The 14,399-nt window shown below is 47.2% G+C and carries 16 protein-coding genes; 11 read left to right on the top strand and 5 right to left on the bottom strand.

The window, feature by feature from the left end; translation table 11 throughout:
* Positions 1 to 6: 6 nt before the first annotated feature.
* From LZG72_RS20850 to LZG72_RS20840, 3 genes are all read left to right on the top strand, one after another.
* Positions 7 to 1,242, top strand: a complete 1,236-nt coding sequence (locus LZG72_RS20850; RefSeq protein ID WP_233876743.1) for a 3-phosphoshikimate 1-carboxyvinyltransferase — start codon at positions 7 to 9, stop codon at positions 1,240 to 1,242.
* 11 nt (positions 1,243 to 1,253) lie between these two features.
* The gene (locus LZG72_RS20845; protein WP_233876741.1) at positions 1,254 to 2,828 is read left to right on the top strand and encodes an FMN-binding glutamate synthase family protein; all 1,575 of its coding nucleotides are present in this window, start codon (positions 1,254 to 1,256) and stop codon (positions 2,826 to 2,828) included.
* Positions 2,829 to 2,948: 120 nt separating this feature from the next.
* The gene (locus tag LZG72_RS20840; RefSeq protein WP_233876739.1) at positions 2,949 to 4,613 is read left to right on the top strand and encodes a S8 family peptidase; all 1,665 of its coding nucleotides are present in this window, start codon (positions 2,949 to 2,951) and stop codon (positions 4,611 to 4,613) included.
* Here the strand turns inward: LZG72_RS20840 and LZG72_RS20835 are convergent.
* Positions 4,600 to 5,139 (bottom strand): NUDIX hydrolase, encoded by a 540-nt coding sequence (locus LZG72_RS20835; RefSeq protein WP_233876737.1) that lies wholly within the window; start codon positions 5,137 to 5,139, stop codon positions 4,600 to 4,602. The genes LZG72_RS20840 and LZG72_RS20835 overlap by 14 nt on opposite strands.
* A 72-nt stretch (positions 5,140 to 5,211) precedes the next feature.
* Here LZG72_RS20835 and LZG72_RS20830 point away from each other — a divergent pair, with 72 nt between their 5' ends.
* Positions 5,212 to 6,120 carry a DUF2911 domain-containing protein gene (locus LZG72_RS20830; RefSeq protein ID WP_233876735.1) on the top strand — a complete coding sequence of 303 codons (909 nt, stop codon included), beginning with the start codon at positions 5,212 to 5,214 and terminating at the stop codon, positions 6,118 to 6,120.
* Here the strand turns inward: LZG72_RS20830 and LZG72_RS20825 are convergent, their stop codons facing one another.
* Genes LZG72_RS20825 through LZG72_RS20815 form a run of 3 tightly spaced genes read right to left on the bottom strand, consistent with a single transcriptional unit; the run spans position 6,121 to position 8,025 of the window.
* The gene (locus tag LZG72_RS20825; RefSeq protein WP_233876733.1) at positions 6,121 to 6,729 is read right to left on the bottom strand and encodes a trimeric intracellular cation channel family protein; all 609 of its coding nucleotides are present in this window, start codon (positions 6,727 to 6,729) and stop codon (positions 6,121 to 6,123) included.
* Positions 6,730 to 6,741: 12 nt separating this feature from the next.
* Positions 6,742 to 7,563 (bottom strand): thymidylate synthase, encoded by an 822-nt coding sequence (locus LZG72_RS20820; protein WP_233876731.1) that lies wholly within the window; start codon positions 7,561 to 7,563, stop codon positions 6,742 to 6,744.
* Between the two features lie 33 nt (positions 7,564 to 7,596).
* Positions 7,597 to 8,025, bottom strand: a complete 429-nt coding sequence (locus LZG72_RS20815) for an OsmC family protein (RefSeq protein WP_233876729.1) — start codon at positions 8,023 to 8,025, stop codon at positions 7,597 to 7,599.
* A 171-nt stretch (positions 8,026 to 8,196) separates the two neighbouring features.
* Between LZG72_RS20815 and LZG72_RS20810 the strand changes: the two genes are divergently transcribed.
* From LZG72_RS20810 to LZG72_RS20780, 7 genes are read left to right on the top strand one after another with little or no spacing between them, the layout of a single operon-like run.
* Positions 8,197 to 8,628, top strand: a complete 432-nt coding sequence (locus tag LZG72_RS20810) for a hypothetical protein (protein ID WP_233876728.1) — start codon at positions 8,197 to 8,199, stop codon at positions 8,626 to 8,628.
* A 23-nt stretch (positions 8,629 to 8,651) separates the two neighbouring features.
* Positions 8,652 to 8,894, top strand: a complete 243-nt coding sequence (locus LZG72_RS20805; RefSeq protein ID WP_233876726.1) for a 4a-hydroxytetrahydrobiopterin dehydratase — start codon at positions 8,652 to 8,654, stop codon at positions 8,892 to 8,894.
* A gap of 45 nt (positions 8,895 to 8,939) precedes the next feature.
* Positions 8,940 to 9,653 carry a 16S rRNA (cytidine(1402)-2'-O)-methyltransferase gene (gene rsmI / locus LZG72_RS20800; RefSeq protein ID WP_233876724.1) on the top strand — a complete coding sequence of 238 codons (714 nt, stop codon included), beginning with the start codon at positions 8,940 to 8,942 and terminating at the stop codon, positions 9,651 to 9,653.
* Positions 9,637 to 10,842, top strand: coding sequence for a DUF4105 domain-containing protein (locus tag LZG72_RS20795; RefSeq protein WP_233876722.1), 1,206 nt, complete (start codon positions 9,637 to 9,639; stop codon positions 10,840 to 10,842). Before rsmI ends, LZG72_RS20795 begins: the two co-directional genes overlap by 17 nt.
* 5 nt (positions 10,843 to 10,847) lie before the next feature.
* Positions 10,848 to 11,642 carry an inositol monophosphatase family protein gene (locus LZG72_RS20790; RefSeq protein ID WP_233876720.1) on the top strand — a complete coding sequence of 265 codons (795 nt, stop codon included), beginning with the start codon at positions 10,848 to 10,850 and terminating at the stop codon, positions 11,640 to 11,642.
* A 43-nt stretch (positions 11,643 to 11,685) separates the two neighbouring features.
* A complete protein-coding gene (locus LZG72_RS20785) occupies positions 11,686 to 12,222 on the top strand; it encodes a YfiT family bacillithiol transferase (RefSeq protein WP_233876718.1) in 537 nt (178 codons plus the stop codon).
* A 17-nt stretch (positions 12,223 to 12,239) separates the two neighbouring features.
* Positions 12,240 to 12,383, top strand: coding sequence for a FeoB-associated Cys-rich membrane protein (locus LZG72_RS20780; RefSeq protein ID WP_233876716.1), 144 nt, complete (start codon positions 12,240 to 12,242; stop codon positions 12,381 to 12,383).
* Between the two features lie 59 nt (positions 12,384 to 12,442).
* Here LZG72_RS20780 and acs read toward each other — a convergent pair whose 3' ends face one another.
* Positions 12,443 to 14,332, bottom strand: a complete 1,890-nt coding sequence (acs, locus tag LZG72_RS20775) for an acetate--CoA ligase (RefSeq protein WP_233876714.1) — start codon at positions 14,330 to 14,332, stop codon at positions 12,443 to 12,445.
* Positions 14,333 to 14,399 lie beyond the last annotated feature (67 nt).

Below are 14,399 nucleotides of genomic sequence, written 5' to 3'. Positions count from 1 at the left end.
TTTACAGTGAAATCCATTTTAGTAAATCCCCCAAAACAGCCGATACGCGCTGAAATACAACTCGCTGCTTCAAAAAGTGAATGCAACCGTGCCCTGATCATCAATGCCCTCACGGGTTTTCAATGTGAACTTTCCAATATTTCAGAGGCGCGCGATTCTCAAACCATGTTACGGCTGCTCAATTCAAGTGATCCAGTCGCTGATGTGATCGACGCGGGGACAACCATGCGTTTCCTGACTGCCTATTTCGCAGTAAGCAATCAACAGAAAACCATGACCGGCACTCCCAGAATGTGCGAAAGGCCGATCGGGATCCTGGTGGATGCACTGCGGTTTTTGGGTGCGGATATCACTTATGAAAAACAACAAGGATACCCTCCGTTGAAACTGAATGGGTTTTCTTACTCCGGCAACAACGAAATCGCCATGCGCGGTGATGTGAGCAGCCAGTACATCTCTGCCCTGCTCATGATCGCGCCGGAACTGCCTGCGGGATTAACCATTCAACTGGAAGGTGAAGTAGGTTCAAAACCTTACATTGAAATGACGCTGAAACAAATGGCGCATTTTGGTATTGATTATAAAGCTGACTGGAAAACAAACCGCATTACCATTCCCCCAACCAAGTACCAGCCCCAACCCTACGCCATCGAATCGGATTGGTCGGGAGCGAGCTACTGGTATAGCATTGTCGCATTGGCCGAAGATGCGGAAGTGGAGCTGCTCGGGCTCAAAAAAGATTCGTTGCAGGGCGATAGTGCCATTGTAAATATTATGAGGCATTTGGGGGTTGAAAGCGTTTTTACCGAACGCGGCGTACTACTCACTAAAATTCCACCCGCAGCCTCCATTGGCTGGGATTTTACAGATTGTCCGGACCTGGCGCAAACCGTAGCCGTTTGCTGCGCCGTAAAAGGGATCCGCCTTTCATTAACAGGTATCGAAAGCCTGAAAATCAAGGAAACCGACCGGATCTTTGCATTGCAGCAGGAACTGAAAAAATTGGGTTCAGAACTGGTTGAAATAGAAAAAGACCATTTATACGAAGTGCATGGCATCGAAGATGCCGGCTTGATAAATTCTCCGTCCATCCATACGTATGACGATCATCGCATGGCGATGGCGTTTGCACCCGCGGGCATGGTGTTTCCGGTGATTATTGAAGAACCGGATGTGGTTGTAAAATCGTATCCCGGCTACTGGAAAGACCTTTCAAAAGTGACTTCCTGGGAAGAAGTCTAAAACCGATTGCTATGTTAACTGTTGCTTCTTTTTTTTCTTCCATACCAATCTGGATTTATGTTTTGGCGGGGTTGTTGCTGATCGTTGCATTAAGAGATATACTTCAACGAAAACATACGATCCAGCATAATTTCCCGGTCGTCGGCCATTTTCGATATCTGCTCGAGACCATTGGTCCGGAATTGCGGCAGTACATTGTTGCCAATAATCGTGAAGAATTGCCTTTTAACCGTCGCCAGAGATCGTGGATTTACGCATCTTCCAAAAAAGAAAATAACTACCAGGGTTTTGGTACCGATCAGAATATGCAGGAGCCGGGTTATGTTTTTGTAAAACCCACCATGCTCCCGTTTAAACTGGATTCTACCCATCATCATCACGTCAAGAATGGCAACGATCCGCATCATTATACCATTCCGTCCGCCAAGGTAATCGGAGAATATCATCGCCGGAAACGTCCGTATCGCCCCCGTTCGGTCGTAAATGTGAGTGCGATGAGCTTTGGTTCACTTTCGTCCCGGGCCATTGAATCACTTAATAAAGGTTCATTTCAGTTTGGCAATTACCACAATACCGGAGAAGGCGGATTATCGCCCTATCATCGGTTTGGGGCTGATGTGGTTTTCAATATGGGAACCTCGTACTTCGGTGTCCGCGATGATGAGGGTAATTTTGTAATGGAAAAGCTGGTCAAAATGACGGAAAACAATCCGTTCGTCAGGATGATCGAGCTGAAACTTTCGCAAGGTGCCAAGCCTGGAAAAGGCGGCGTACTGCCAGCCAGCAAGATTACCGCTGAAATCGCTGAGATCAGACATGTCCCGATGGGTAAAGACGTGGTTTCACCCGCATATCACAGTGCCTTTTCAAATGTCAGCGAAATGATCGATTTCATCGAAGAAATGGCTGAGAAAACCGGCCTGCCGGTCGGCATAAAATCTGCGGTAGGAAAGACGGATATGTGGGAACAACTCGCCGACCTGATGGTCGAGACAGGTAAAGGTCCGGACTTCATTACCATCGACGGCGGGGAAGGCGGTACCGGAGCGGCGCCTCCGTCATTTGCCGATCACGTAGCGTTACCCCTTGTTTTTGCATTTAGTACCATTTATAAAATTTTCCAGAAACGAAACCTCACGGATAAAATCACCTTCATTGCATCGGGGAAGCTGGGACTTCCTGCCCAGGCTGTGATGGCTTTTGCAATGGGGGCCGACATTATCAATGTGGCGCGCGAGGCAATGATGTCGATCGGCTGCATTCAGGCACAGATCTGCCACACAAACCGCTGTCCAACAGGTATTGCCACCAATAACAAATGGCTGGAAGCGGGTATCGATCCCGCATTGAAAAGTCAGCGGTTTAATAACTACATGAAAACGCTGGCGAAAGAGATCATCGAAATCACCCATGCCACAGGTTATGAGCATCCTTGTCAGTTTGGAATGAACGATGTAGATATTTCCATGGGTGACCACAACAGCATTATTTCCATGGCCAATAATTATGGTTATCTCAAAACCATCGTTCCCTACCCCGGCTTCAAAGCGTTGCTTGAATGCCCGCATCTAGGGGGACGCGCCTAGCGGGGCGGGATAATCGGGTGAAAAAACAGCCTGATCCACAACACTTTTGTCCAGCTGCGGGTATATTTAAAATGACGGTGGATACGTTGGTGAAATATCGGCATTCAAACTTCGACAAACATGATGAAAACTATACTTCTCACACTTTTCAATGCATTGCTCTTTTTCACCGATTGCTTTTCTCAAAGTAATCCCCGGTATTTAGTTTTATACAAAGACAAAACCGGCTCCCCGTTTTCTGTTGAAAAACCCACGGAGTATCTTTCCGAAAGAGCGATAAACAGACGAAACCGCCAAAATATCGCCATTATCCCGCGCGATTTTCCTGTAAATCCAGCCTATGTTACATCGGTAAAACAAACCGGCGCGAAAGTCATTTACTCATCGAAATGGTTTAATGGGTCAATCGTAGAAGCATCTGATGCTCAGCTTGCTGCGATCAAAAAACTGGCTTTTTACAAAGGCATTGAACTGGATTTACCCGTCGCAAACCTTACATCAAAATCTCCGGGCATTGAACGTACCGTCGCCATTAAGGATAAATTTGAAACAGTAGAAGACCTGGATTACGGCAGTATGAATGCCCAGCTCGCCTTAATGGACGTGGCCGAGCTCCACAAGGTCCAGGTCCGCGGCGACGGAATGCTCATTGCCGTGCTGGACAATGGATTTAACCAGGCCGATGTCGTGGGGTATTTCAAACAACTCCGGGACGAAAAACGCATTATCGATACCCATGATTTTGTGAGCCGGGATGGTAACGTTTACAATGATGGTTCCCATGGTCTCAACGTACTTTCAACCATGGCGGCATACCTGCCCGGAACCATGATAGGAGTCGCATTTAAAGCCGGTTATGCATTGTACCGTACGGAAAACGATCTGGGTGAATCACCTTACGAAGAAATTACCTGGCTGCTTGCCGCGGAACGTGCGGATAGCCTCGGAGCCGATGTCATTAATTCTTCGCTCGGGTATACCACGTTTGACGGAGAATTCGACAATGCCGCCTACAACCATACCTATCAGGATTTGGACGGTAAAACGACTATCATCAGTCGAGCAGCAAGGTTTGCCACACGTACGGGAATGATCGTCACCAATTCGGCTGGAAACAGTGGAAATGATCCGTGGCGGTATATAGGCGCCCCGGCCGATGTGGATTCGGTGCTCACCGTGGGCGCCACCCGGTACGATCGCAGTTATGCTCCATTAAGCTCCATTGGCCCAAATGCAGCCGGTCAGATGAAACCCGATGTATCGGCAGTCGGCTCGGGAACGATCGTGGGTACACTCGCCGGAACTGCTGCCAGCGGAAGCGGCACCTCGTTTTCTGCACCTCTGATTGCCGGACTGGCAGCGATATTGTGGCAGGCGCATCCCAGCCTTTCGGCGCAGCAAATCATTTATGTATTAAAAAAATCAGGACATAATGCAGCTTCTCCCAATGAATTTATCGGGTATGGCGTACCAAGTGTGGTGAAAGCAGAACAGATCATAGCCGAAGAATTTTCACCATTAGGCACTGAGAATGAGTTAATCAAAACCATTCTTTTGTCCCCTAACCCGGCAGTAAACGAAATCACTCTTTCCATTCCGCAAACGCTCGTCGGCAAAAAAGCCGCGTTGCGCATTTATGGAGCAAATGGCGCATTACATCAAAACTTCTCCGCGCAGCTCAACCGGCAACATATCGTGAACGCGGGACATCTTTCGTCCGGACTATACCTGCTCAACATCCAGGTAGAGAATCAGGAACGTACCTTGAAGTTTATAAAAAGGTAGTTTTCCGCACCATGCGCATAATGGATTCCGAGTTGTTGAGGTTCTCAACTTCACCGAGCGGTACCCATTTCACATCTTTGGATTCACTATTGATCAAAATTTCCTGCTGGTCAACCATTTGAAATGCAAAACGGATATCATAATGGTAATGTGCGGGAAATTCTTTGTTCTCGGGAATGAGGTGAATGTCAATGTCAAAAATTCCGTCCAGAAGCAAGTTCAGATTTCGGATTCCCGTTTCTTCTATCACTTCCTTTCTCGCTACTTCTTTCACATTCGGATCACCGTCGCAATGTCCGCCCGGCTGGAACCACCGGTCGAGCTTCCGGTGATGCATGAGTAAAACCGCACTTTTATCCCCGGAAAGAACCCATCCCGACGCAGTAACATGTCCTATTAACAAGGTACGTTCAAAACAATCCGGGTTTTCTTTTACAAATACGATCGTGTCGCGGTGCATTTGTTCTTCGTTACCAACCTCCGGTTTATATGTTTCCAACTGGGCAAGCAAAGCATTTCGTTTCATGTAGGCTATCTGATATTTTCATTCTAATTTCACCGCAAGTTTAATACCGGAACAACTAACCACCTTCCAACAATGAAAAAGAATGTTTTGATGATATATTTCGCTTGCCTGCTCGCGACTCAAACCATCGCACAACGTACACCATCCCTAAGTCCGGGAGCAACTGTAATCCAAACGATTGGTATAACCGATTTCAAAATCGTTTATTCCCGCCCGTCAATCAAAGGCCGCAAAATTTTTTCCGACAGCTCCGCATTAGCTCCCTATAACCAACTTTGGCGGACCGGCGCAAATAGTCCGACCACTTTGGAAGCCAGTACGGAATTTATGTTTGGAGACCGAAAAGTACCCGCCGGAAAATATGCGTTGCTTTCTATTCCATCGGGTGCGGCGTGGACTGTAATTTTGAATAAAAAATTTGAACAAGGCACGGATGGCTACAATGAAGCCGATAACGCAGCGACCCTGAAAGTCACTCCGACTTCAAATAAGTATAATGAGGCATTCAAGATTGAAATCGATCCGGTAACCGACAGCACCGGCTATTTGAATCTTTCCTGGTCGTCGGTAAACGTACCAATCCCACTTTCTGTGCATACCGAAAGCCTGACTATGAATGCATTAAACAAAGCCATCGCCGAAAAGCCGGAAGATGTAGCGACGCTGGAAAGCGGCGCGGGTTATCTGCTTTCGAAAGGCAAAGATCTGCCGGTGGCGCTTTCCATGGCTGACAAGGCGATCGGGTTAAAAGAAGGATATTACAACTTGTGGCTCAAAGCTTCGATCCTGGCGAAACTTGGTAAGTACAATGAAGCATTGCCGGCCGCACAAAAAGCATTAACGCTGGGAACACCTTCCGACCAGGCTTTTACAAGCTTTTTCAAAGGTCAGATCGAGAAGACTATTGCAGAAGTTCAACCAAAAATAAAGCCGAAAGCAGCGGTGACGCCGGTTTCAGCAGGAAAGAAGAAAAAGAAATAATTACCTGAAAAAACGCGGCACGCTCCATTGATAGCGCACCGCCAGGATACGGATGATGATGATAACCAGCGAAGCTGTAATGAATGCTACGTTCCGTCCGGCGCCCAGTTCATCGAGTAATAAGTAACTGCATGCCCCTATGAGACATGCAGTTGCATATACTTCTTTCCGGTAGATAATGGGAATTTCATTCGTCATCATATCCCGGATCACCCCACCCATAGTCGCGGTAAAAATGCCCATGATCACGGCAATTTCCGGCCTCACACCCAAATGCAGCGCTTTTTCAGTCCCTACAATGGTGAAAAGCGCGATTCCGAATGTGTCGAACAAAAACAATGTTTTCCTCAGGCGCAAAAGGAATTTATAAAAAACAAATGTGGTAATGATGCCTGCGATGATCGCATATACGATCGTAATGTCGTTGATCCAAACTAATGGATAACTTCCAAGCAGAATGTCGCGAAGGGTACCGCCGCCGATGGAGGAAATGAATGCGGTAAAACTTGCGCCGAACCAGTCCTGATGCTTTTGGTCTTTCACGGCAAGTGCGCCGGAAATAGCAAACGCGAACGTTCCGATAATCTCTAAAATATACTGAATACTCATTATGCGGAACCCCTAAACGGCGACCGGCGCTTTGATACCAGGCCAGGGATCATAATTTTTCAATTCAAAATCCTCGAATTCAAAGTCGAAAATCGTTTTTACATCCGGATTGATCGACATAATAGGAAGTGCACGTGGTTCGCGGCTCAGTTGCGTTTCGACCTGATCCAGGTGGTTCAGATAAATATGGGTATCGCCGCCGGTCCAGACAAAATCGCCCAGATCCAGATCGCATTCCTGCGCGATCATCATCGTAAGCAACGCGTAGCTTGCAATATTAAACGGTACTCCCAGAAAAACATCCGCACTGCGCTGGTAAAGCTGGCAGGATAGTTTGCCTTTCGTTTCACCTGCCCCGGTATCCGGCGGGGCTACGTAAAACTGGAACAAGGCATGACAGGGCTGCAACTTCATTTTCGACAATTCCGACGGGTTCCACGCCGATACCATGATCCTGCGGGAGTCAGGCGTATTTTTTAACTGCTTCAAAATCTCGGCCAGCTGATCCACAGACTTCCCATCCGCACCTTCCCAGCTTCTCCATTGCTTTCCATATACCGGCCCAAGATCCCCGTTTTCGTCCGCCCATTCGTCCCAGATCGAAACATTGTGATCTTTCAGGTATTTGATATTGGTATCCCCTTGGAGAAACCACAACAACTCGTAGATAATGGATTTGGTGTGGACTTTTTTGGTGGTAACCAACGGAAAACCGTCTTTCAGGTTGAAACGCATCTGGTACCCAAAAACGCTGATCGTCCCGGTGCCGGTACGGTCGGTTTTGCGAACTCCGTTTTGAAGAATGTGGCGAAGTAAATCGTGGTATTGTTGCATTGAAAAAGGAATGGACGCTATAAGTATATGATGCTAAACCGTTGCGATTTCGACGCTATAAGTAATCGTTGCCAAAGCTTCGAGCTGGGCTGTGGCCGAGCAGTATTTCTCCATGGATAATGCAATGGCGCGATTGATCTTGCTTTCATCCAGCTGATTACCTGCAAACTTGAAGATCAGGTGGATCTTGGTAAATGGTTTCCGCTGCGTACCTTCTTCCTGCTCACGGTCACCGTCGACAAGTACACGAAAATCGGTAATATCCTGACGTTGTTTTTTCAGGATTAAAACCACATCAATGGCGCTGCAGCTTGCCAGCCCCATTAACAACAATTCCATTGGTCTCACACCGAGGTTACTACCGCCAATATCCGGAGATCCGTCAGTATGTACTTTGATTTCAGAGGAGCCAGAACCTTCGAAATGGAAGGCGTCATTTACACGTACTAATTCAACTTTCATAGAGTTCTCTCCTGCTACCGGCAGAAGTCAATTGGTTTAAATTGGTAAGGATTTCTACCAAAACAAAGTTCAAATATACTGACCAAAAAGCGATTCGGACAGCATTTGCCCCATTTAAAAACAAGGATAAACCCGTATATTCGTTCACCAAACTTACAGCCCTGTTCCGCCATGATCAAATCCTTTACCGCTGTTCTTTTTTCTATCGTTCTGCTTTGCTCCTGCAAGAAAGATACTGAACAGGCACCGCCCGTAGTAGAAGAGAAAAATGTGGAGAAAGAACTGGCCGGTACATACGAAGGCTTTAAATTCTTCAATAAATCGACCAAAGATTCGCTGGCGGTAACACTCAAAGTGAGCTGGGTCGCTGATAAAAAACTGGATCTGGAAGAAATAAAACCATTTAATCATTTCAAAAAACTGGACTTGAATGGCATGGATTTTACTTATGATCGCGGCACCGGGGAAGATGATTGCGGACGTATTTCCATGAAGGGAACCGGCAATTTTAAAGGGAGCCGTTTATACGTGATTGAAACCATTACCTGCACCAGCGGAAATGCTGCCGACAAGTTTGTCGAGTACAAGGTTACCAAAATTTAGTTTTTACCTAAACAGCGGGAAAAATGTGGAAGGAAGAGGATAATAAACTAAAAAAGGACTTCACCTTTAAAGACTTTAAAGAAGCTTTCTCGTTTATGGAGGAAGTCGCGGAAACCGTCGATGAAATGGACCATCATCCGTTCTGGACAAACATGTATAATAAGGTCACGTTCGAACTCAATACCCATGATGCCGGCGACATTGTGACGGATAAAGACAAAAAGCTGGCAGCCGCGATAGATGCAATCTTTGAAAAAAAGAAATAAATTACACGCCGGCTTTCTCAACCATTGTGCACCGGTCAGATTTAAATGAAACTTTATATTGTTCCCACGCCCATCGGCAACCTGGAAGACATTACACTTCGCGCCATTACTATTTTGAAAAGCGTGGATGTGGTTTTAGCCGAAGATACCCGTACATCGGGCACTTTGCTGAAACATCTCGGGATCTCAAAACCGATGCACAGTTATCACATTCACAATGAACATCAGACCGTTTCGCGGGTTGTTGACCGTATTTTGAAAGGTGAAACCATGGCATTGGTATCCGACGCCGGCACTCCCGCCGTTTCCGATCCCGGCTTTTTACTTGTCCGTGAATGCATTAAGCAGGGCATTGTGGTGGAATGCCTGCCCGGGCCAACCGCGTTCGTTCCCGCATTGGTCAACTCGGGGTTACCCAGCGACCGGTTTACTTTCGAAGGTTTTTTACCTCACAAAAAAGGCCGGCAAACCCGGTTACAAAATCTTGTTTCCGAAGAACGGACGATGATCTTTTACGAATCGCCGCATCGGTTGATCAAAGCATTGCAGCAGTTTTCCGAGTATTTTGGCGCCGATCGCCAGGTGAGCGTTTCCCGGGAGTTATCGAAAATTTATGAAGAAAATATCCGGGGAACGCTGGAAGAAGTGATTGCTTATTTTTCCCAAAAAACAATAAAAGGCGAGATTGTGATCGTGCTGGCAGGTAAGGCAGAAGAAAAGAAAAAAACTGATAAATATGAGGATGAAGATCCTGACTGATATGAACCCGAACTACCGACGTTTCGTCTTAATTATTGCATTGATCCTGAGCGCAAACCTTTCCACATTTGCGCAGTTTGGCACATTAAGCCCGGAGACCAAAGTCAGCCTGGTCACATTTGGCCCGGGGACGGAGCTTTATTCCGGTTTTGGGCACAGCGTGCTCTGGATTTACGATCCCGTGCAGCGCATCGACAGAGCGTATAGCTACGGAACATTCAGTTTCGACAAAGGTAATTTCTATGTCAATTTTATGCGGGGCTACTTGCCTTACAGCATTTCAGTCGCACCGATGGCGCCGCAATTTGAGTATTACCGTTCAGAAAACCGTTCCATTGCCGAGCAGGTATTGAATCTGAGCCAGACACAAAAACAGCGGTTATTTAGTTATCTGGAGACCAATTATCTGCCCGAGAACCGGGTTTATAATTACCGGTTTTTCTACGACAACTGCGCAAGCCGGCTCGGATTGGCCGTTCAGGAAGCCTGCGGCGACAGCATTATTTACAAAGGTTATACTCACGAAAAACTGAGCTTCCGGCAATGGATCGACCGTTATGCTTATAAACAAAATCCCTGGGCCGATTTTGGAATGGACCTGGCGCTCGGAAACCCGGCTGACGTGATCGCGACACCGGAACAAGCCACGTTTTTGCCGGATAATCTGAGTACCGCATTCAAAGATGCGCGCGTGAAAACCGCCAACGGGCTTGCGCCGCTGGTACTCTCTACCCATGACTATTATGAGGCTGAACCGATCGTTTATGCCGGCATATTCACGCCGACCGTCGTTTTCTGGGCACTGGCGATCATCACGCTGGCATGGACTTATTGGCAGACCAGCAAGGAAAAGGTAAACTTCACTTTTGATAAAGTGCTTTTCTCTGTGGTTGGACTGGCAGGCTGGCTGCTGGCATTGTTATGGTTTGCGACGGAACATGCGGATACGAAATGGAATTACGATCTGCTTTGGGCATTTCCATTCTGGATGCCGGCGATTTTCTTCATTTCGGAAAAGAAGAAACCTTACTGGTTTCAGTTCTTGTTGATTTTTTATGGATTTCTCTTACTTTGCGCAACTGGCAACGTTATGAAACATAACTATGTGGTAATACCCATTATATTGACATTGATTATCAGGGTTTATTACATCAATAACTCACTTTCTAAAATCCCCCAAAAAGGATAATATATATGGATCTGGAATTGCTGACACAGAAAGCGATAGAAATAGTAAAGCAGGCTTCAACTTTCATCCAACAGGAAGCTGCCCTTTTTTCAAGAGATAAAATTGAATATAAAGACCTCAACAATCTGGTTTCTTATGTTGATAAAGAGGCTGAAAAGCTTCTCGTTGCAGGTCTAAGCGAACTGTTGCCCGAGGCCAGCTACATCACCGAAGAAGGCACCACGGGTACTGAGCCGGACCCGACTGCATTAAACTGGATCATCGATCCGCTCGACGGAACCACCAACTTCATCCATGGGATACCGGTTTACTGCGTAAGTGTGGGGCTTGCCCGGGGCAAAGAGTTACTCGTGGGGATCATCCACGAACCCAGTCTGGACGAATTATTCTATTCGTGGAAAGGCGGCGGTGCCTGGTGCAATGGCAAGCAGATCCATGTTTCGAATGTGCCGAACTTACAGGATAGCCTGATCGCTACCGGCTTTCCGTACTATAAATTCGAAAAGCAGAAACGGTACATGTATATTTTGGAACTGCTGATGCAGAGAACGCATGGTATCCGTAGAATGGGTGCGGCGGCAGTGGATCTGGCGTATGTGGCGGCGGGACGTTTTGATGGTTTTTATGAATATAACCTCAATTCCTGGGATATGGCGGCCGGTGTGTTACTGATCAAAGAAGCCGGAGGAAAAGTAACCGATTTTAATGGCGGCGACAACTACCTTTTCGGCGGAGACATCATTGCGACGGCCGGAGCCCAGCACGAAGAGCTTGTTGGTGTCATTAAGGAAAATTTTTGATTCCCGTTCCACGGCGGACTCATTCACTCATTCAAAATTGACAATGGACATCGAACAGCTTAAATATCCGATCGGGAAATTCATACACCAGGATTCATACACTCCGGCGGAAGTAAGGTCGAACATTCAGATCATCAGTGCATTACCTTCTAAATTCATCAATCTGCTTGCGCATTGGGAAGACGACCGGCTGAATACTCCTTACCGTCCCGACGGCTGGACGGTCCGGCAGCTGATTCACCACGTGGCTGATAGCCATATCAATGCCTACACGCGTTGCAGGCTGGCTTTGACGGAGGACAACCCGGTTATCAAGCCGTACGAGGAACAATTATGGGCGGAGTTACCCGATGCAAAAACGGCGCAAATCGATCTGTCGATTCAATTGCTTCGGTATGTGCATTTACGCTGGGTTCTGTTGTTGAATTCAATGGATGAAACGGATTTGGCGAGGACGTATACTCATCCGGCAACAGGCCGAGTTTTCAGGATGGATGAAGTGATCGCGAATTATGCGTGGCATAGTGAACATCATTACCAGCATGCCTATCAGCTGGCGGCGCGGAACAATTGGGTGTAGGTGAATGTTTCTAAATCATGACCGGACAAGAGATCATCATATTAGCATTATTCATCATGGCAGCTGGCTACATTGGCTGGCGCTTTTGGAAGAATTTTGATAGTCGGAATAGTGGCGGGTGCGCGAAAGGGTGCGGCTGCGCCGCGGATAAGGCTGTTTAATAGGAAAGAGACTTACCAAGTCTAAAAAGACTTGGCAAGTCTTCCCTTCCATCCTCCAATTACAACGCTCCTTTTTTAATATCCTCAACTACCGCTGGATCGAGCAGCGTTGAAATATCTCCAAGATTACTCATATCACCCTCTGAAATCTTTCTCAAAATCCGGCGCATGATTTTCCCGGAACGGGTTTTAGGTAAACCTGTCACAAACTGAACTTTATCCGGTTTTGCGATCGGCCCGATGATCCGGGAAACCGTAGCAGCAATGTCTTTTCTGAACATTTCAGCATCGTGTACCTCGTTTTCCACAATTACATACGCGTAAATGCCCTGGCCTTTAATGTCATGCGCATAACCCACCACAGCCGATTCTACCACACCCAAATGCATGTTGATCGCGTTTTCCACCTCCGCCGTTCCAATCCGGTGGCCTGAAACATTCAACACATCGTCCACACGTCCGGTAATGCGGTAGTATCCGTCTTCGTCACGCAGACAGCCGTCGCCGGTGAAATACATACCGGGATAAGTAGAAAAATAGGTTTGTTTAGCACGCTCGTGGTCGCCATAAGTAGTGCGGATGATGCCCGGCCAGGGAAATTTGATACAAAGGTTTCCACTCACATCATTTCCCTCGATTACGTTTCCGTTTTCATCGACAAGTACCGGCTGGATTCCCGGCAATGGTAATGTGGCAAATGTTGGCTTTTCGGGCGTAATGCCTGCGAGCGGGGAGATCATGATCCCGGCAGTTTCCGTCTGCCACCAGGTATCAACCAATGGACAATGATCGCCGCCGATATTGGTTTTGAACCAATGCCACGCTTCTTCATTAATCGGCTCTCCTACCGAACCTAGTTTTGTCAGTGACGAAAAATCATGTCCATTTACATAATCCAGACCAAAGCTCATCAGCGAGCGAATGGCAGTTGGAGCAGTGTATAGAATGTTAACCTTGTGTTTTTCGACAATTTTCCACAAACGGCTGGCGTCGGGATAGGTGGGTACACCTTCAAAAATTACGGAAGTAGCGCCGTAACAAAGCGGACCATATACAATGTAACTGTGACCGGTGATCCAGCCGATGTCGGCGGTACAGAAATGGATTTCTCCCGGCTCATATTGAAATACATTTGCAAATGTGTAGGTCGCAAAAATCATATATCCGCCGCAGGTATGCACCACACCTTTTGGCTTGCCGGTCGAGCCGGAAGTGTAAAGAATGAAAAGCATATCTTCCGCGTCCATCGGCTCCGCAGGGCAGATCGAATCCACGTGCTTCACCTCTTCCTCCCACCATAAGTCCCTGCCTTTGAGCATCGAAACCGGCGTGCGGGTACGGGTCATCACGATCACATTCTCCACGGTATCGCATTGTACCAATGCTTCGTCCACCGTTGCTTTCATCGGAATTACCTTATTTCCTCTGAATGCTCCGTCGGAAGTGATCACCATGGTGCAGGCTGCATCATTAATACGATCCGCAATGGATTTGGCTGAAAACCCCCCGAAAACCACCGAATGCACAGCTCCGATACGGGCGCAGGCAAGAATGGCGACAGTCAGCTCGGGAACCATCGGAAGGTAGATACAAATACGGTCGCCTTTTTTCACCCCGTGCTTTTTCAATACGTTGGCAAACCGGCAGACCTGGTCAAATAGTACGCGGTAGGTAATGGAAACGGCTTTATCCTCGGGATCGTTCGGCTCCCAGATCAGCGCGACCTGATCGCCTTTTGTTTCCAGGTGCCTGTCGAGCGCATTTTCGGTAATGTTCATCACACCACCTTCAAACCATTTTACATTCGCCTCGTTAAAGTCCCAGTTCAGGACTTTTTTCCATGGTGTACGCCACTGAAATTGTTGGGCTACTTCGGCCCAGAAACCTTCGGGATCGTCTACACTGTGTTTGTAGGCAACCTGATACTCTTCAAAGGTCTTAATTCTCATGATAAATTAAAGGTTAACTTAGGGAAACAGGAAATTGGAGGACAAGTTATAATTTTGGTTTGGATAA

The organism is Dyadobacter sp. CY323, from assembly GCF_021390245.1.
Lineage (GTDB): Bacteria > Bacteroidota > Bacteroidia > Cytophagales > Spirosomataceae > Dyadobacter.
This window is presented reverse-complemented; position numbering and strand designations above follow the sequence as displayed.